At 41.9% G+C, this 17,145-nt stretch carries 17 protein-coding genes and 1 pseudogene; 9 read left to right on the top strand and 9 right to left on the bottom strand.

The features are described from left to right. Window positions 1-60: 60 nt before the first annotated feature. The 3 genes from purB to ACOOE0_RS16675 are packed head-to-tail and all read right to left on the bottom strand — an operon-like array spanning window position 61 to window position 2,725. Window positions 61-1,404 (bottom strand): adenylosuccinate lyase, encoded by a 1,344-nt coding sequence (gene purB, locus ACOOE0_RS16685; RefSeq protein WP_420400041.1) that lies wholly within the window; start codon window positions 1,402-1,404, stop codon window positions 61-63. 44 nt (window positions 1,405-1,448) lie between these two features. Continuing rightward, entirely contained in the window at window positions 1,449-2,021 is a 573-nt protein-coding gene (locus ACOOE0_RS16680) for an adenylosuccinate lyase (RefSeq protein ID WP_420400040.1), read from the bottom strand. A gap of 11 nt (window positions 2,022-2,032) precedes the next feature. Continuing rightward, window positions 2,033-2,725, bottom strand: a complete 693-nt coding sequence (locus ACOOE0_RS16675) for an SIR2 family NAD-dependent protein deacylase (protein ID WP_420400039.1) — start codon at window positions 2,723-2,725, stop codon at window positions 2,033-2,035. 45 nt (window positions 2,726-2,770) lie between these two features. On the opposite strand from ACOOE0_RS16675, the gene ACOOE0_RS16670 reads away from it, so the two are divergent. Genes ACOOE0_RS16670 through ACOOE0_RS16660 form a run of 3 tightly spaced genes read left to right on the top strand, consistent with a single transcriptional unit; the run spans window position 2,771 to window position 4,374 of the window. Further along, window positions 2,771-3,424 (top strand): TrmH family RNA methyltransferase, encoded by a 654-nt coding sequence (locus ACOOE0_RS16670; RefSeq protein WP_420400038.1) that lies wholly within the window; start codon window positions 2,771-2,773, stop codon window positions 3,422-3,424. Window positions 3,425-3,464: 40 nt separating this feature from the next. Further along, on the top strand, window positions 3,465-3,992 hold the full coding sequence (locus ACOOE0_RS16665) for an SRPBCC family protein (RefSeq protein WP_420400037.1): 528 nt from the start codon (window positions 3,465-3,467) through the stop codon (window positions 3,990-3,992). Between the two features lie 4 nt (window positions 3,993-3,996). Then, complete coding sequence (locus ACOOE0_RS16660) at window positions 3,997-4,374, top strand: VOC family protein (protein ID WP_420400036.1); 378 nt, start codon at window positions 3,997-3,999, stop codon at window positions 4,372-4,374. On the opposite strand, the gene ACOOE0_RS16655 is transcribed toward ACOOE0_RS16660, so the two are convergent. From ACOOE0_RS16655 to ACOOE0_RS16640, 4 genes are all read right to left on the bottom strand, one after another. Then, window positions 4,375-6,060: an alpha-amylase family glycosyl hydrolase gene (locus ACOOE0_RS16655; protein WP_420400035.1), complete on the bottom strand. Its 1,686-nt coding sequence runs from the start codon at window positions 6,058-6,060 to the stop codon at window positions 4,375-4,377. It abuts the gene before it with no gap. A 98-nt stretch (window positions 6,061-6,158) separates the two neighbouring features. Then, window positions 6,159-6,935: a carboxypeptidase-like regulatory domain-containing protein gene (locus ACOOE0_RS16650; protein WP_420400034.1), complete on the bottom strand. Its 777-nt coding sequence runs from the start codon at window positions 6,933-6,935 to the stop codon at window positions 6,159-6,161. 75 nt (window positions 6,936-7,010) lie between these two features. After that, the gene (locus ACOOE0_RS16645) at window positions 7,011-8,765 is read right to left on the bottom strand and encodes a DEAD/DEAH box helicase (protein WP_420400033.1); all 1,755 of its coding nucleotides are present in this window, start codon (window positions 8,763-8,765) and stop codon (window positions 7,011-7,013) included. A gap of 142 nt (window positions 8,766-8,907) precedes the next feature. After that, on the bottom strand, window positions 8,908-9,489 hold the full coding sequence (locus ACOOE0_RS16640) for a non-canonical purine NTP diphosphatase (RefSeq protein ID WP_420400032.1): 582 nt from the start codon (window positions 9,487-9,489) through the stop codon (window positions 8,908-8,910). Window positions 9,490-9,676: 187 nt separating this feature from the next. Here ACOOE0_RS16640 and ACOOE0_RS16635 point away from each other — a divergent pair, with 187 nt between their 5' ends. The 3 genes from ACOOE0_RS16635 to ACOOE0_RS16625 all read left to right on the top strand — a co-directional run bounded on the left by ACOOE0_RS16635 (window position 9,677) and on the right by ACOOE0_RS16625 (window position 13,218). Next, window positions 9,677-10,123 carry a methyltransferase family protein gene (locus tag ACOOE0_RS16635; RefSeq protein WP_420400031.1) on the top strand — a complete coding sequence of 149 codons (447 nt, stop codon included), beginning with the start codon at window positions 9,677-9,679 and terminating at the stop codon, window positions 10,121-10,123. A gap of 145 nt (window positions 10,124-10,268) precedes the next feature. Continuing rightward, window positions 10,269-12,161, top strand: a complete 1,893-nt coding sequence (gene serA / locus ACOOE0_RS16630) for a phosphoglycerate dehydrogenase (RefSeq protein ID WP_420400030.1) — start codon at window positions 10,269-10,271, stop codon at window positions 12,159-12,161. Window positions 12,162-12,288: 127 nt separating this feature from the next. Beyond that, entirely contained in the window at window positions 12,289-13,218 is a 930-nt protein-coding gene (locus tag ACOOE0_RS16625; RefSeq protein ID WP_420400029.1) for a type IV pili methyl-accepting chemotaxis transducer N-terminal domain-containing protein, read from the top strand. On the opposite strand, the gene rlmH is transcribed toward ACOOE0_RS16625, so the two are convergent. Together rlmH and ACOOE0_RS16615 are read right to left on the bottom strand one after the other, a co-directional pair. After that, complete coding sequence (gene rlmH, locus ACOOE0_RS16620; protein ID WP_420400028.1) at window positions 13,184-13,657, bottom strand: 23S rRNA (pseudouridine(1915)-N(3))-methyltransferase RlmH; 474 nt, start codon at window positions 13,655-13,657, stop codon at window positions 13,184-13,186. The genes ACOOE0_RS16625 and rlmH overlap by 35 nt on opposite strands. A 129-nt stretch (window positions 13,658-13,786) precedes the next feature. Further along, entirely contained in the window at window positions 13,787-14,626 is an 840-nt protein-coding gene (locus ACOOE0_RS16615) for a cupin-like domain-containing protein (RefSeq protein ID WP_420400027.1), read from the bottom strand. Window positions 14,627-14,883: 257 nt separating this feature from the next. Between ACOOE0_RS16615 and nadC the strand changes: the two genes are divergently transcribed. The 3 genes and pseudogenes from nadC to ACOOE0_RS16600 all read left to right on the top strand — a co-directional run bounded on the left by nadC (window position 14,884) and on the right by ACOOE0_RS16600 (window position 17,144). Further along, window positions 14,884-15,741: a carboxylating nicotinate-nucleotide diphosphorylase gene (gene nadC, locus ACOOE0_RS16610; protein ID WP_420400026.1), complete on the top strand. Its 858-nt coding sequence runs from the start codon at window positions 14,884-14,886 to the stop codon at window positions 15,739-15,741. Then, window positions 15,741-16,717: pseudogene (locus ACOOE0_RS16605) on the top strand (YihY/virulence factor BrkB family protein). The gene nadC and the pseudogene ACOOE0_RS16605 overlap by 1 nt, the downstream one beginning before the upstream one ends. Continuing rightward, window positions 16,695-17,144, top strand: a complete 450-nt coding sequence (locus tag ACOOE0_RS16600) for a DUF2147 domain-containing protein (RefSeq protein ID WP_420400025.1) — start codon at window positions 16,695-16,697, stop codon at window positions 17,142-17,144. The pseudogene ACOOE0_RS16605 and the gene ACOOE0_RS16600 overlap by 23 nt, the downstream one beginning before the upstream one ends. The last annotated feature ends 1 nt before the right edge of the window (window position 17,145 follow it).

The raw sequence follows: 17,145 nt of genomic DNA, 5'->3' as shown, positions 1-17,145 counted from the left end.
TTAAAGTAGGTCTCGACTGCCTGCCTGTCGGCAGACACGGCGCTCGACCTGACAGAAGGATTAAACCCCAGTATAATTTGCTGGGGTTATTTTTTTAAGCTCACTTTTGATTTCAGCCGAAACCTCCAATGTATCTATAAAATCTGCAATGGATTTTTGGGTGATTTTCTCATTCGTTCGGGTAAGTCCCTTTAAGGCTTCATAGGGATTTGGATAGCCTTCGCGCCTTAAAATGGTCTGAATGGCCTCTGCAACCACCGCCCAATTGTCCTCCAAATCCTGCTCAAACTTATCGGCATTCAAAACCAGTTTATTCAAACCTTTTAAGGTTGATTGAAAAGCTACTTGGGTATGCGCAAAGGGCACACCCACATTTCTAAGCACGGTACTGTCCGTAAGGTCCCGCTGGAGTCGGGAAACAGGAAGTTTTGCGGATAAATGTTCAAAAATAGCATTGGCGATGCCCAGGTTCCCCTCGGAATTTTCAAAATCTATAGGGTTTACCTTATGAGGCATGGCAGATGACCCCACTTCCCCTTTTTTGATTTTTTGTTTGAAATAATCCATGGAGATATAAGTCCAAACATCCCGGTTGAGATCAATGTAAATGGTATTGATGCGCTTTAGACAATCGAACAAGGCCGCCATATGGTCGTAGTGCTCAATTTGCGTAGTAGGAAAGGAGTGGTGAAGTCCTAATTTTTCTTGCACGAACTGTTGTCCAAAAGCCTTCCAATCTGTATTGGGATAGGCTACTTTGTGTGCGTTGTAATTCCCCGTGGCACCCCCAAACTTGGCCGCGCTTGGAATATCATTCAATAAATTGAACTGTTCCTTCAATCGTTCCACAAAAACATCGATTTCCTTGCCCAAACGGGTGGGGGAAGCCGGTTGTCCATGAGTTCTGGCCAACATGGGGATTTCTGCCCATTCGGCTGCCAAAGCCTTTAACTTTTCAAATACTTCAAAATACAGGGGCACATAAACCTCATTCATGGCCTCCTTTATGGAAAGGGGAATAGCTGTATTGTTGATGTCCTGGGATGTCAATCCAAAATGGATGAACTCCTTATATTTTTCCAAGCCCAACGCATCAAACTTTTGTTTGATGAAATATTCAACCGCTTTTACATCATGGTTGGTGGTTTTCTCAATTTCCTTAATCGATAATGCATCTTCGGCAGAAAAATCTTGATGGATTTTTTGTAAATCGGAAAACTTGGAAGTATCAAAATCCGCTAATTGGGGCAAGGGAATTTCACAAAGGGCAATAAAATATTCAATTTCAACCCGAACCCGATACTTGATCAAGGCCTCTTCTGAAAAATAGGCGCCCAAGGCTTCAGTTTTATTGCGGTATCTGCCATCTATGGGTGAAATGGCGTTGAGTGGATTCAATGACATGGTTTGGTTTTAGAAAGGAGCAAAGATACTTAAACTCTTAGAGTTTAGTGGCCTAAAACGGTGAGCTTGTCCAAGGTTTTTTTCGCTCTGTTTTTGTAACCCGCGGTACCTTGGGCAATGGTATCTTCCAATATCATCTTAAGTTCAGGGTGAACCCAATCAAATTTGGTTCCTAGATAGAAAAGACTGCTCATGGCAAATACCTTGGCTGCAACTTTGTGTTCCCCAATAAACCAATCAAAACAGACGGTCATTATTTTCTCCAAATGTTCAGAAGACATGTTTTTGACAAAGGTTTCATCCTTTTTTTTGAAATAAGCTTCGCACAAGAGTTCACAGACATGCGCCATGGGACGAATACCCGATTCATTGGTAAGCTTGGACAGTCCACTAGTGAACTCATCCAAGTAGGGTAAAAGATAAACCAGTTTTTTGCGCATTAAATGGTCAAAAACCCAACTGGCGTTAAAGGAGTCCGTTTTGTCCTGGTCAAAGACCTCTTGCAATAGGTCTCCAGTGCGGTTGGGAAGAACAACCAGCTCGGCAACCAAACCATCAATGCTTTTTTTGGACAATCTTCCGGAATTCAGCGCAGTATGTAATTCTTTTGCGGTCAATGAGCAGGTTTTTAGGGGATTAACTTGGCAACCAAGGCTGGAACCCCTTCAGCAGCTGTCGTGGGCATCACCGTCAAATTGTCAAACTCTCTGGGATTTACACTGGGTTTGGGGTCTATAAAATAAATGGGAGTGTCCTTGGCCACATAGTTGATAAGACTGGCAGCGGGATATACTTGCATGGACGTTCCAATGACAATCAAGATATCTGCCTGAATCGTAATTTCCACTGCTGTTTGCAACATAGGGACCATTTCACCAAACCAAACAATATGGGGGCGCAATTGATTTCCATTATCGTCCAAATCCCCTAAAACCAAATCTTTTTTCCAGTCCAAGACGTAATTTTCATCCGCTGTACTCCGCACTTTAAAAAGTTCACCATGTAAATGTACCACATGGGAACTTCCAGCTTGCTCATGAAGATTATCCACATTCTGGGTTACAATACTCACATCAAACTGCGTTTCCAATGTAGCTAAGGCCGTATGGCCTGCATTGGGGGAAACTTCTAAAAGTTGTCTTCGCCTCTGGTTATAAAATTCGAGAACCAATTCGGGGTCGCTATAAAAACCTTGGGGAGAAGCAACTTCCATAACGTCATGGCCCTCCCACAAACCATTGGAATCCCTAAAGGTCTTCAGTCCACTTTCGGCGCTCATTCCAGCTCCGGTCAGCACTACAATTTTTTGTTTTTTGCCCATATCGCCCTAAAAATATGAAATTCATTTTTCGCTATCTTGTCCTGCATGTTTGACAACGATTTGTTGACCTATTTGGAAACCTATCTTACCGAGGATAGAAAGCAGCGGTTTTTAGAGGTGTTGAAGCACCGAACGAAGTATTTAACCGTAGCCATCGAAGATGTATTCCAGTTGCACAATACCAGTGCTGTAATTAGAAGTTGTGATGCTTTTGGAATCCAAGAAGTGCATGTGGTGGAAGACCGATTTGGCCAACGATTGGACAAAAACATTGCTATGGGAGCCGAACAGTGGGTAGACGTTTATCGATACCAAACAACTTCGGATTGTATTTCGGAACTCAAGGGTCAGGGATATCGAGTCATTGCCACAACCCCCCATCACGGTTCAAGTTTCTTACACGATTTTGAATTGAACCACAAAACCGCCCTTTTTTTCGGAACCGAAAAAGAAGGTTTGAGTGAGGAAGTCATGCAAAAAGCAGATGGTTTCCTTAAAATTCCCATGGTTGGTTTTTCCGAAAGTTTGAACATTTCGGTTTCTGCAGCCATCATTATCCAAGAACTGACGCAACAGCTCAGAAATTCTACACTTGATTGGCAACTTTCAGACATTGAAATTTTGGACAAACGACTGGATTGGGCCAAAAAATCCATTAAGAATGTGGAAGGAATCATCGGGAGGTATCAAGGCAAATAAAGTTTTTTGTATTTTGTAGGGTAACCAAATTAAAATCAACATGACCACATTACTCTACATTCTAGGGGGAATTGTCCTTCTCATCATTATTTTGGCCTTAATTGCGCCGAAGAGCTACAACGTTTCAAGATCTATTGAAATTGACCAACCCAGAGCCGTTGTCTTTGACAATCTAAGGTATTTGAAAAATCATGACGAATGGTCGCCATGGGGTAAAAAGGATCCCAACATGGAAAAGAAATTTACTGGGACCGACGGACAAGTTGGAGCTACCAGCTATTGGAACGGAAACAAGGACGTTGGAGAGGGAGAGCAAGAAATCAAAAAAATTGTGGACGGGGAGCGCATTGAATCCGAGCTACGATTTTTGAAACCATGGAAATCCACCTCAGATGCGTATTTGGTAACAGAAGATGGATCCAACGGCGGAACCAAGGTTACTTGGGGATTTTCGGGAAAAAACAAATTTCCCTTTAGCATTATGATGCTGTTCATGAATATGGACAAAGCTGTGGGCGGTGATTTTGAGGATGGTTTGTCCAGTTTAAAAGGCCTTTTAGAGAAATAAAGTCATGGAGCAAAATATAGTTGGTTGGTTTGAGATCCCGGTTACCAACATGGATCGGGCCAAGGCATTTTACGACCAAGTTTTTCAAATTGACATTCAAGTACAGGATTTTGGCGGAACCCTTATGGGTTGGTTTCCATGGGCTGAAGGAAAGCCTGGTGCCAACGGGTCCCTTATTCAGCATGAAAGTTATAAACCAAGCAGCACAGATGGGGTGTTGATTTACTTTTCAAGCGCCGATGTACAACATGAATTGGATAGGGTAGAAGCTGCTGGAGGTAAAATACAACGAGGCAAAACCCAAATTAGCCCTGAAGTGGGTTATATGGGGGTATTTGTGGACTCTGAGGGCAACAGGGTTGCCTTGCATTCCAGAAACTGATTACTCGGCCAGTTCCAGCAAGGCAATGTCAAATTCATTGTCCAAGAGTACTTTTCCCTTGGCTACTGTTACTTCGGTTTCGGAGTAGGTATCGTATAATTTAGTGCCGTCACCAAAAAAACCTTTGACCCAAAGGGATTTTTTCCCCTTGGGTAGATCCAAACCAACGACAACCTTGTCTTTGTAATCCCCGTCCATGTATGTTCTGGAGAACACGTAGGGTTTCTTTGCCAATCTTTTGTGTTTTCCGGCACCAATGGAAGGATGGTTTCTTCTAAACTGACCCAACTTTTGCCAGTGCTTGTGAATTTTTTGAATTTCCGGCATGCTGTCCAGTTCTTGCCAATTCATAAAGGAGCGGAGGGTGGCATCCCCTTCAGTTCCTTCCACAATTAAGTTACGGGAGGTTTCGTCCCCGTAATATACCTGAGAGGCTCCAGGGGTCAACAAGAGCACGTTGGCCGAATAGATGGGTTTCTTGCGCTCTTTATCAAACGGACTACCATCATCATGTGATGTAAGATAGTTAAGCACGCTTTTGCCCTTTAATTTGGTGTTGAGCAGTTTGCTGTACTTTTTGAAAGTGGTTTCATAATCTTTATGCGCATCCGACTTCAAATCAAAATTGATGAGACTTTTGAATCCATAGTCAAAAAAGTCCACCTTTTTATCTCCAAAATCAAATTCGCGACCTCCAGAAATCCCATAGTTGTAGACCTCACCCACCATGTAAAAGGGATTGTCATCCAACACTTGATCGGGATGTTTTTTCTTCCAAGTTTCAAAGGCATAGGAGGCCTCTTTATACAAATCTGACCAGGCATTTTCATTGACGTGTTTCACGGTGTCCACACGAAAGCCATCCACCCCGAAGTCGTTGATGTAATCTGTCAACCATTTAATAATATAAAATCGGGGAGCCCGTGGGTATCCCGTACGTTCAAAAAAGAGTTGAAGCTCGTCCAATTCCTGACTTAAACGCCCTTCGTCCTTCCATTTGGCCAAAAGTGCATCTGGGAGTTCTACCGCTTCATTCGACTCCGTCAAGATATCGGGTAGGTTTTCCACCAAGGTACAGGCTGTGGTATTTTCATAGGTAGTGAATTCACATTTAGGCCCTGTCCTCACCCATTCCTCTGGCCAAACGGGGTCTAAGTCCGTTATTGGGCCAGTATGGTTCAAGACTACATCCAACAACACACGAATGCCCTTGGAGTGTGCTGTTTTTACCAATTTCTCCAAGTCTTTTCGGGTGCCAAAATTGGGGTCTATGGCGGTCCAATCCTTGGCCCAGTAGCCATGGTATCCATAAGTATTGCCAGTTCCTTCGTTGGTTGAGCCATGAATTTGTTCCACTATCGGGGTGAACCAAATGGCGTTAATGCCCAGGTCTGAAAAATATCCTTCTTCAATTTTCTGTGTAATGCCTTGGATGTCACCTCCTTCAAACCCCCTAAGAACAGCTGTTTCCTTGGTTTGATCAAATTGCACTCCTTTTTCGGGATTGCCAATATTGAATCGGTCTGTTAGCAGGAAATATACATTGGCCCCTTCCCAAACAAAGGGCACATCCTTTTTTTGGGCTAGCTCTACGGCTACTTGAGTATCTATTTTCTCTGGCTTTTTGGTCTGTTTACATGCGGACAGAAAGGACAAAACAGTCATGATAGCAAGTAGTTTTTTCATCTTTTGGGATTTTAGCTAAAGCTATAAAATGCATGCGGAAATATAAAATTTATTTAATCCGTATAAACATGAAATAGTAAGGAAAGTCCCGACGTAAGTTACCTCCTGTTAAGCACCCTGTACTCCTCATAGCAGCTAGAAATGGCATCAAGGATTTGAAGGTCGTTGGCAGTATTAATGAATGATCTTGAGTAATTGCAATTGTTGAGGATGTCCTCAATGTCCACTTTTTCCAATTGCAGGAGTTCTGTCAGGGTTTCGCGGTCAAACTTGGAAGCCAAAAGATCGCGGATGTCATCATCTTGTTTCATCTGTTGGAGCTTGCGCATCTGTTTGGGTTTTTTTCCAAATAGATTTCGAAGTAAATCCGCTGGATTCAGGATGGCGCCCAAGACCTTGGTAACCGCACTTGGACTCTTGTTTCCACCCTCATAACTTTTCTGCAAACCGGAAATGCTGTACTGGTATGCATTGTTTATGGGTAGATTCTTTACATCAATCTCTAGATAGCCTGTAAGTTGGTAAGGCCTAACAATGACCTCTTCCAAAGCATAGGCCAATTCCGTAAGCGCAACCTCAGTACCTTCAAACTTGAACATATCACCGGTAACCCTAACTTTTTCGGATTTAAATCCCAAAAAAGTAAAATAAAGGGTGTCATTTACCGCTGCAGGAATAGTAAACCTTCCTTCCTGATCCGTAATGGTACCTACCACCTTGTTCAGATTGATTACGTGCACGCTTACCATGGGAAAGCCACTTTGGGCATTGACCACAGTGGCATTCAACTCGCCTTCCACAGCAGAATCTTCAGTATCCTGGGAAAAACCAATAAAAGAAACTAGAAAGAAAAATGTAAGTAGAACTCTTTTCATGCAATTTGTGTAGCCATAAAAGTACTAAACAAAGAAAAATAAATAGGAGTTCACCACGATTTAATATAGAATTAACTAATAAAAACCAGGTCTTCTTTTGCCGCCTCTTTTCCCGGAACCACCTCTGCGGCCTCCTCTAAAGGACTTGTTGTCACCTCCTTTGCGGTGACCTCGTTTTCTGTCCCGTTTTCTACCGCCCCTGCCAGAACTTGGTGGGTTTTTGGAAATTTCAACATTAATGAAACGTCCTTTAACCTTAAATTCGGTAAAAGTCTGCAGCACGAAATCCGAAAGTTGGGCTTCTGTATTGAAGAAAGAAAAGCTGTCCTTGGTATCAACATTGAAAATGTCATCTTTCTCCAGATTCAAGGTATCCCGCAAGAAGTCCTTGAGCGACATCCAGTCATAGCCATCGCGCTCACCCACATTGATGAAGTATCGCACCGAACCATCGCTTGGCTTGTTGCCTTTGGATTCCCCTTTCTCGCCTCTATCCCTTCGGCCTTCATCTGAATTTAGGTCTCGGGTTTTGCTATAATAGTTGTAGAAACGGGTAAATTCCACAGAAACAATTTTCTTGACCAATTCCTCCCGATCCAAACCATCCAACACATCATTGATGGCAGGGAGGTAATTGTCAATTTCAGGATTGATTTCAGTTTCCTTGATTCTATTGGCTAGATGATATAGCTGGATTTCGCAGATTTCAATCCCTGTTGGAATCTTTTTTGAAATAAAATCCTGCTTGATTTTCTTCTCAATGGCCTTGATTTTCCTCAATTCCGAACGGGTAACAATGACCATGGAGATTCCTGATTTCCCTGCTCTACCTGTACGTCCACTTCGGTGGGTGTAGGTTTCAATTTCATCAGGAAGCTGGTAGTTGATCACATGGGTCACATCATCCACATCAATTCCCCTGGCGGCTACATCCGTAGCCACCAACATTTGCACCTGCTTCTTCCGAAACGCATTCATCACCAAATCCCTTTGGTTCTGACTCAGGTCTCCGTGTAGCGCCCCAGCATTGTATCCATCCTCAATCAACTTTTCGGCCACGCGTTGGGTATCTCGTTTTGTTCTACAGAATACCACAGAGAAAATTCCTGGATTGGCATCGGCCAAACGTTTTAGAGCGGCATAACGATCTCGTCCACCTACCGTATAATATTCATGCTGAACCGTGGTTGCCCCAGCATTTTTGGCTCCTACCGTGATTTCATGCGGTTTGTGCATGAATTTTTTGGCAATGGAAGCCACTTCTTTGGGCATAGTTGCCGAAAAAAGCCAGGTGAATTTTTCTTCTGGTGTATTGGAAAGTATATCCTTGATATCCTCGTAAAAGCCCATGTTGAGCATCTCATCGGCCTCATCAAGAACGCAATAATCAATTTTGGAGATATTGACCATTCCGCGACCGATCATATCTTTCATACGCCCTGGAGTAGCAACTACAATTTGCGCACCTCTTTTAATCTGTCTGGCCTGTTCGGTGATACTTGCACCCCCGTAAATGGCTACTGTATTTAGACCTTTAACGTATTTGGAGTACAATTTGAGCTCGTTGGTAATTTGCAAACATAGCTCACGCGTTGGCGAAAGGATAAGACCTTGGGTGGTTCTGCTATCAGCCTGTATTTTTTGAATCATGGGAAAACCGAATGCAGCCGTTTTACCTGTTCCTGTCTGGGCCAGGGCGACCAAGTCGGTTTCTTCCTGTAATAGAACTGGGATTGATTTTTCCTGTACTTCGGAGGGAGTCTCAAATCCAAGATCGGAAATAGCATCCAATAGGGGTTTGTCCAACCCCAAGGCTTCAAATTTTGTCATAGTGGTGTAAACCTTAAATCGCAAATATGTTATGTTGCATAGAGCGATTTTCGAATACCCATTTTAAGCCCCTCGCAACACCATGCCCATACCGGCGGCGTTAATAAAGGCGCAAAGGTACACCAATTAAATAAGGTGGAAACTATAAATCCCTGTTTTTGAAAAAGGAAGCCAATTTTCGGATGGCTTTCCCCCGGTGGCTTATAGCGTTTTTGGTGGCATCCGATAGTTCTCCAAAGGTGGTATCATAGCCGTCAGGTCTAAATATGGGGTCGTAACCAAAACCATTTGTTCCTTGTGCTGCCTGTACGATGCTTCCATTCACAATCCCATCAAACACAAAACTCTCCCCATTAAAATTTAAATGAACCACGGTTTTAAAATGCGCGGTTCTTTGGTCATTGTCTTTTAGTTCGCTCAACACTTTGGCCATATTATCCTTGGCATTTTTTTGCGCCCCTGCATAGCGGGCGGAATATACCCCAGGCGCTCCGCCCAAGGCATCAATCAGAAGCCCAGTATCGTCTGAAAAACATGGGAGGCCATATTTTTTGGTGACAAAGTCGGCCTTCAATTTGGCATTGGCCTCCAAGGTTTTACCAGTTTCGGGAATTTCTTCGGTACAACCAATATCATCCAAGGAAAGTAATTCAATTTCAGAGGGTAACAACTGTTGGACTTCCCTTAGCTTATGGGTGTTATGGGTGGCAAAAACTAGTTTCAAGGCGAGTTTTTTTCTTTGATTATTTTGGAAAAAGTATCAAGAACAAAGGTTTTACCAGGGAATTCTTGGCTTAGATACTATTTTATCAGTTTCTAACTCAAAAAATAACTCAAACTTCCGAATTCATGATAAAATCCACAATGGGTTAAAAGTAGTAATTTCGAACTTTGTATTAACCCATTTACTCATGAAGATTCTTCCACCTTTGGTCATGGTGATTTTTGGTTTTTTGATGTACTTATTGAATCGGTTCTTACCTGTTGGCCATTTTGACTTTTTTGGTAGGAGGGAGTTGTCCAATGTTCTGTTTGTGATAGCCCTTTTGGTCTTTTTCCTAGCCGTTTTCCAGTTTGTTGGGGCCAAGACTTCCACCAACCCCATAAATTTGACCAAAACCACTCGATTGGTTACCAAGGGAATTTTCAAGTATTCCAGAAATCCCATGTACTTGGGAATGCTTCTCCTGCTCCTGGGTTATGGACTTAGGCTTGGAAATGCCTTCAACACCCTTTTGGCTGCAGGATTTGTGTACTATATGAATCATTTTCAGATTGCAAAGGAGGAACAGGCCCTTACCCAACTTTTTGGTAAGGAATATCGAAATTATTGCAAGGCCACCCGACGCTGGTTCTAGCCCATCTGTTGGATTATTTAGTCATTTTGAAACATTTTGTGGGTGTTTTTTGATATATCCGCAATTGTGGAGCGTTTTTGGGAGCTTGGAATTTCACGGATGGAATTTATGATTAATTTTATGCCTTAATTTTTTGAAGAAATTCATGGTAGAAGTGGGACGCAAGTATGTTTTTGATTTTGACAGCACCCTGACCCGGGTGGAAGCTTTGGATGTTTTGGCGGAAATGACGCTACAGGGCAAGTCCAACAAAGATGAAATTATCCAAGAAATTCAAGATATCACCAACTTGGGTATCGATGGGGATATTTCCTTCACCGAATCGTTGGAGCGAAGGATTCAACTGCTGAATGCCCATAAAAATGATTTGGATGGTTTGGTAGGAGAGCTTCGCCAGAAAATATCAAAATCCATTGCATCCAATAAAGAATTCTTTGAAAAATACTCAGACGATATCTATGTGATTTCCTGTGGGTTCAAGGAATTTATTGATCCCATTGTTGAAGAATACAACATTCCTTCGGAACGTGTGTACGCCAATACCTTTACCTTTGATGCAGAAGGACATATTGTCGGATTTGATGAGGACAACGTACTGGCCTCGCATAATGGAAAGATAGAATGTCTAAAACGTTTGGACTTGGAAGGCGAGGTACAAGTCATTGGGGACGGCTATAGCGACTATGTTATGCGCGAAGCTGGAATTGCCGACAAGTTTTTTGCCTATACTGAAAATGTGCATCGTGAGAAAGCTGCCAGCAATGCCGATCATGTTGCTCCTAACCTAGATGAATTCCTGTACGTGAACGATTTACCAAGAAATTTATCCTATCCCAAAAACAGAATCAAGATTTTGTTGTTGGAAAATGTGCATCCTGATGCTTTTGAGAACCTTTCTGAAGACGGTTTTTCCGTGGAACTGGTAAAGCACAGCTTATCGGAAGACGAACTGATAGAACGGATCAAAGGAGTCCACGTGTTGGGAATTCGTTCCAAAACACAGGTTACCCAGAAGGTGTTGGATGCTGCCAATAAGTTGTTGGTAGTTGGTGCATTCTGCATTGGAACTACCCAAATTGACTTAGAGCACGCCAAACAGAAAGGGGTAGTGGTTTTCAACGCGCCTTATAGCAATACAAGGTCTGTGGTGGAATTGGCCATAGGTCAGATTGTAATGCTCAAACGAAACATTTTTACCCGCAGCACCGAAATCCATAAGGGGGAATGGAACAAAACCGCCATCAACTCTAGGGAGGTCCGTGGTAAAAACTTAGGGATTGTTGGTTACGGGAATATTGGAAAGCAATTGTCTGTACTGGCAGAAGCCATGGGCATGCGGGTATATTATTATGATGTTGCGGATAGATTGGCCTTAGGGAATGCCACAAAATGTAGTACCCTTGAAGATTTACTTGGTGTCTCTGATGTGGTTACCCTTCATGTGGATGACAACAAAGCCAATAAAAACTTTATTGGAGAAAGAGAACTCAACCAAATGCGTGACGGAGCTATCCTGATTAACCTTTCAAGGGGTTTTGTAGTGGATATTGAAGCTCTTGCAGCTGCCCTAAAAACAGGGAAATTGGGCGGTGCCGCTGTAGATGTGTATCCATCGGAACCGAGAAGCAACGGCAAGTTTGAAACAGCCTTGCAAGGATTGCCCAATGTGATTCTTACGCCCCATATTGGCGGAAGTACCGAAGAGGCCCAGAGGGATATTGCGGATTTTGTGCCTAATAAGATTATGGATTATATCAACTCCGGGAATACCGTTGACGCGGTAAACTTTCCAAATATCAGATTGCCCAAACAGACCAATGCCCACAGGTTCCTTCATATTCACAAGAATGTTCCTGGTATTATGGCGAAGATCAGTAAAGTGTTGGCCGAATATGAGATGAACATTACGGGACAATACCTGTCCACGGACGACAAAGTGGGCTATGTGATTACCGATTTGGATAAGGAGTACAACAAAGAAGTGGTTAAGGCCCTTAAGAATGTGGAAAACACCATTAAGTTTAGGGTTCTTTATTAATCAACCAGTTTTACTTTTCCTGAATAGGGGATTTCACATGCTTTAATACCCGTTTCACAACATTTTTCTTTCTGTCCTTATTTTTCCATCTAAATTGTGGGTAAATACTTACGGTTATTTTACCTAAATGAGGATAGGAAAGTTCGAAATATTCAAAAAAGGCTTTAGGGCCTACTACCTATTGGTTATCTCCATTGTATTCCTTACGATTGTTATTCAGTCCATGACCCAATACACTTTGAGCAGGCAGCGATCTACGGCCCTCATCGTAAACTTGGCCGGCAGACAGCGGATGCTGAGTCAGAAAGTGCTCAATGAACTATATTCCTGCAGGTATCACAATTGCGATTATGCGGAGATGAAATTGGCCCTGACCAAGCTGTATCAGATGAACGGGTTTTTACAAAACGGTAATCCAACTTTGAATATTGAGCCACTTGATGATGAGGAAATACAGGCTCAGTTCAATCGGTTGGAGACCCATGTGCAATGGTTATATCATGAGTTGAAGAATTTCAAGAATTTTGATGAAATCTCCTTCAATGATGTGCGCTATCGGGTGGATCGATTTACCGGGATTATGGACGGAATTGTGACTTTGTTTCAAAATAAATCCGAAAAGGACATCAAGACCATGATGATCATAGAATTGGAGCTGGCCATTTTTTCCATAGTCATCATATTTTTCGAGATTTTCTTTATTGTTAATCCCATTATTAGTCGGATAATGGACCAAAAAAAGAAACTATCGGAAATCGCTTGGCACCAATCCCAAGTGTTCAATTCCCACATGAAGAACATCTCGGACCTTCAATATGTCTTGGAGGTGGAGAAGGATCCTGCCAGACAGAAGGAGATTTATGGATTTATCGGCGAGGAACTTGATGAGCTAAAGAAAGTATCGCAACGTATGCTGAAATCCTTGAAAAAGACAACCAAAGAGGCCAAACCACATCATCTAATCATCCAAAAAGTGGAAGACTTTTTGGCAAAATACAATTTAATGTCCTCTGAAAAGGAATTCATTGGTGATGATAAGGCTCATTACGCAAAATAGTGAAACCTCTATAGAGTTGTTCCACCAAAAACAAGCGTACCATTTGGTGGGAAAAGGTCATTTTGGATAAGCTCAGTTTTTCTTGGCTTCTTGAATATACGGCATCACTAAAGCCATAAGGCCCGCCGATAACAAGTACCAAATTCTTAAGTCCGCTGTTCATTTTCTTTTGAAGGAATTTGGAAAATTCCATGGAGCTATAGTGCTTACCATTTTCATCCAATAGAACAAGATGGTCTGAAGAATGGATTTGGGACAAAACCAATTCCCCTTCCTTTTCTTTTTGTTGTGACTCGGAAAGGTTTTTGGTGTTCTTTACATCCGGAAGCATCTTAAACTGAAACTTGATATAGTGCCCCAAGCGCTTCTCATAGATGTTGATGAGTGTGGAAAGCTCCGCACTGTCGGTTTTACCAATGGCGATTAAAGTGATTTGCATGCCCAAAATTAATTTTTTAGGACAAACCAGGACAATGGATCTTGGATGTAATGGAAATCTTGGATTTAAACCTTGTTTCAATCCATTTTAAAGAGCGGAATCTACTTTTACGGAATCCATTGCTTATCCCTAAGCATCGCAGCAAAAACAATTTTTAGGTTTGTAATAACCTCTTTTGTGTAAGGAGTGTTTAATACGTTCTTTTAGAAGCAAAGTATACTTCTCACTTTTCGTATATCCAAAGTTGCTGATGCTAATAGATGTATCAAGTGACTGCACATAATGCCACCACTTTTGCGGAACAAATAGGACATCCCCTGGCTCCAGGATGGCAACTTGAAGTTCTGCATCTTCAAATTTTGGAAACCTCTTTGGGTCAAAGTTATTGAGGTCTATCTGACTTGCCACTGCATCCGCAATATGCTTACTGCTCGGGTACATGTTCCTGTTAAATTTGGGAGAGGAAATAATGAACATTTTTTTGCCCATAATTTGGGCATACATATTATTGGCAGTATCAAAGTGAAACCCTGAAATGGTTCCTTTAGGTCCTATCCAACCCGTTACATAATTCGAAACAGTATTTTTTTCAAACAGCGAAAAATCAATGTCCTCAGTTAGATGGGGGAAAAATTTAAAGATATCTACGGTGGTCAAATAATCCTTCATTACCTCCTTGTTGGTTTCCGAGCTTTTTAAAGCTTGTAGATAATCCTTAAAAGACCCTTGTCTATATCGATTGTCGTCCTGAATAAAATTTGCGGCTAAAAGAAGTACTTGGTTATCACCTTCCAAATTCATTAAAAAATCGAGATTCCATTTTTTTTTGGCTCCCCAATCTTTGGCAAAACCTTTTAAAAGAACAGGTCTTCTTTTTGTAAAGTAATTCTTCCTGAATTCCTGAGCATTGATTGAACTTACTTCTTCTACCGAACTGCTCTTTGCTACAACATCATTGACAATATCCATCTTGGTTTAGGTTTGATTCGACATCCTATTAAAATTAGAAATAATCCACTTTTGCCTTATAAAACCTTACTGTTATTCTTACTAACTGCCTAAATACTCGATGAATTACATAACCAACCTATTTTGAGGGAGTTATACTCCCAACAAAAGCAGTTGTGCACTAACCGACAAACCAGATAAAATGCACTGCAAGAATTCCATTTTTTTAAAAGAATTGTGAGTAATGTTTTTACTATTTTCGTTGAAACCCCGTATGCATGATTACCCAAGATCAATTTGAGAAGGAAGTAGCTTTAATTATTGCCAATGCCCTTAGGGAAGATGTGGGAGATGGCGACCATAGTTCATTGGCTTGTATTCCAGGTTCTGCTCAGGGCAAAGCCAAACTTTTGGTGAAGGATGAGGGCATTTTGGCGGGGGTGGAGTTTGCCAAACAAGTATTTCAATATGTGGATCCCGAGATGAAAACGGAAGTCCTGATTCCGGATGGGATGCCTGTGAAATACGGAGATATAGCCTTCTATGTTTCGGGAAGTTCCCAAAACATTTTAAAGGCGGAGCGTTTAGTGCTTAACGCCATGCAGCGCATGAGTGCCATCGCCACTAAAACCAACTTTTTTGTAACATTATTGGAAGGAACACAGACTAAGATATTGGATACCCGAAAAACCACACCAGGAATTCGGGCATTGGAAAAATGGGCGGTTAAGATTGGGGGAGGTGAAAACCATAGGTTTGCATTGTATGACATGATCATGCTCAAGGACAATCATATCGATTTTGCTGGAGGAATTACAAAAGCCATCGAAAAAACACAGCAATATTTGAAGGAATCCAAGCGAGAACTAAAAATTATAGTAGAGGCCAGAAACCTTGGGGAAGTCGAAGAAATTTTGCAATCCAACGGGGTTTACAGAATACTCTTGGACAATTTTGATTATTCGGACACCCAAAAAGCGGTGGCTCTAATAGGAGATCAATGCCTTACAGAATCCTCGGGAGGCATCAACGAGCAGACCATTCGCAAATATGCGGAATGTGGGGTGGATTATATCTCCTCAGGGGCCTTGACCCATTCCGTGCACAATTTGGATTTGAGTTTAAAAGCAGTTTAATGTCATTGGCTATAGAAGAACGGTTAGAGAAGATTCCAGTGGTAAACTGGTTGGTGCGATTGCTCAAAAGCATTAAGCTAAGGGCGTTCGAGGGCTTGTCCTTTTATGATTTGACTGAAATGTACCTCTTGGGAATTGTTAAGGGTACACTATCGGCCAGAGCCAGTTCCATTGCTTTTAGCCTTTTTATGGCACTTTTTCCGCTCTTGATTTTTTTAGTGACCTTGTTGCCCTTTATAATTCCGTATGCCAGTGTGGGAAACGAGAATTTTGATGCCCAATTCCTCATTTTCCTGGAATCTTTTTGCCCTCCGCTACCAGTGATTATTTTGGTGACATCTATCAACAGATCAAAGATCAAAAAAGGGGAGGCTTGCTTTCCTCGACATTTCTGCTGTCCATTTTTTTGGTGGCCAATGGGGTCAATTCCATTTTCGGGGGTTTTGAGAACTCCTATCACGTAGAGCTGACACGCAATTTTTTTCGCCAGTATGCCTATGCGCTAATGGTGGGATTGATTCTATCCATACTTCTGATTGTTGGAGCCGTAGCATTTGTCTATTTTGAGTTCTACATTGTGGAGTACACCAGTGAATATTTGGGTAAAACATTGGGTTATGATGTGGAGAAGGGTGATACAGTTGGCATTCAGATATCCAAAATCTTGTTTTTTATGATTTTGTCTTATCTCACTACAGCAATTCTCTATTATTTTGGTACTGCGGAAGGAAGAAAGGCCCGATTTTTTTCTGCAGGTGCGCTGATGACCACGCTCTTGTTTGTGCTTACATCCTATTTGTTTGGGGTATATGTGGAAAAATTTGCCCGCTACAACGAGCTGTATGGCGCATTGGGAGGTCTCTTGATTTTAATGGTTTTTATATGGTTGAATTCGAATATCCTATTACTGGGATTTGAATTGAATGCCACCCTGAATTCTTTGAAGAAAAAACATGAATTACAACAGAAGGAATAGTGCAATTCTTGTGATGTTTTGTCTAATGGTAGGTGCCATGGCGCAAGCACAAAGTGTTTTTGGTAAATGGCGAACTGTGGATGACCAAACGGGAGTGGCCAAGGGTATAGTGGAAGTGTATGAAAAGAATGGATTACTTCAGGCCAAAATCCTTCAAACCTTGGAAAAAGGGAGGGAGAACGCCCTTTGTATAAAATGCAAAGGTGACCTCAAGGATAAACCCGTTAAAGGGATGCATATCATGCGAAACTTTAAGCCAAATTCCAAAGGGGAATTTAGGGGAGAAGGTCTATTGGATCCTGAAAGCGGGTCTACATATCGGGGAAAGGTATGGTTGGATCCAGAAGATAAAAATAAACTAAAGGTCAGGGGTTATCTGGCATTTTTCTACCGCACCCAAACCTGGCATAGAATAACTGACGAATAAG

The organism is Flagellimonas sp. (assembly GCF_965215805.1).
Classification (GTDB): Bacteria; Bacteroidota; Bacteroidia; order Flavobacteriales; family Flavobacteriaceae; genus Flagellimonas.
Note: the sequence above shows the minus strand (reverse complement) of the source record. Positions and strands in the feature narration are given on the sequence as shown.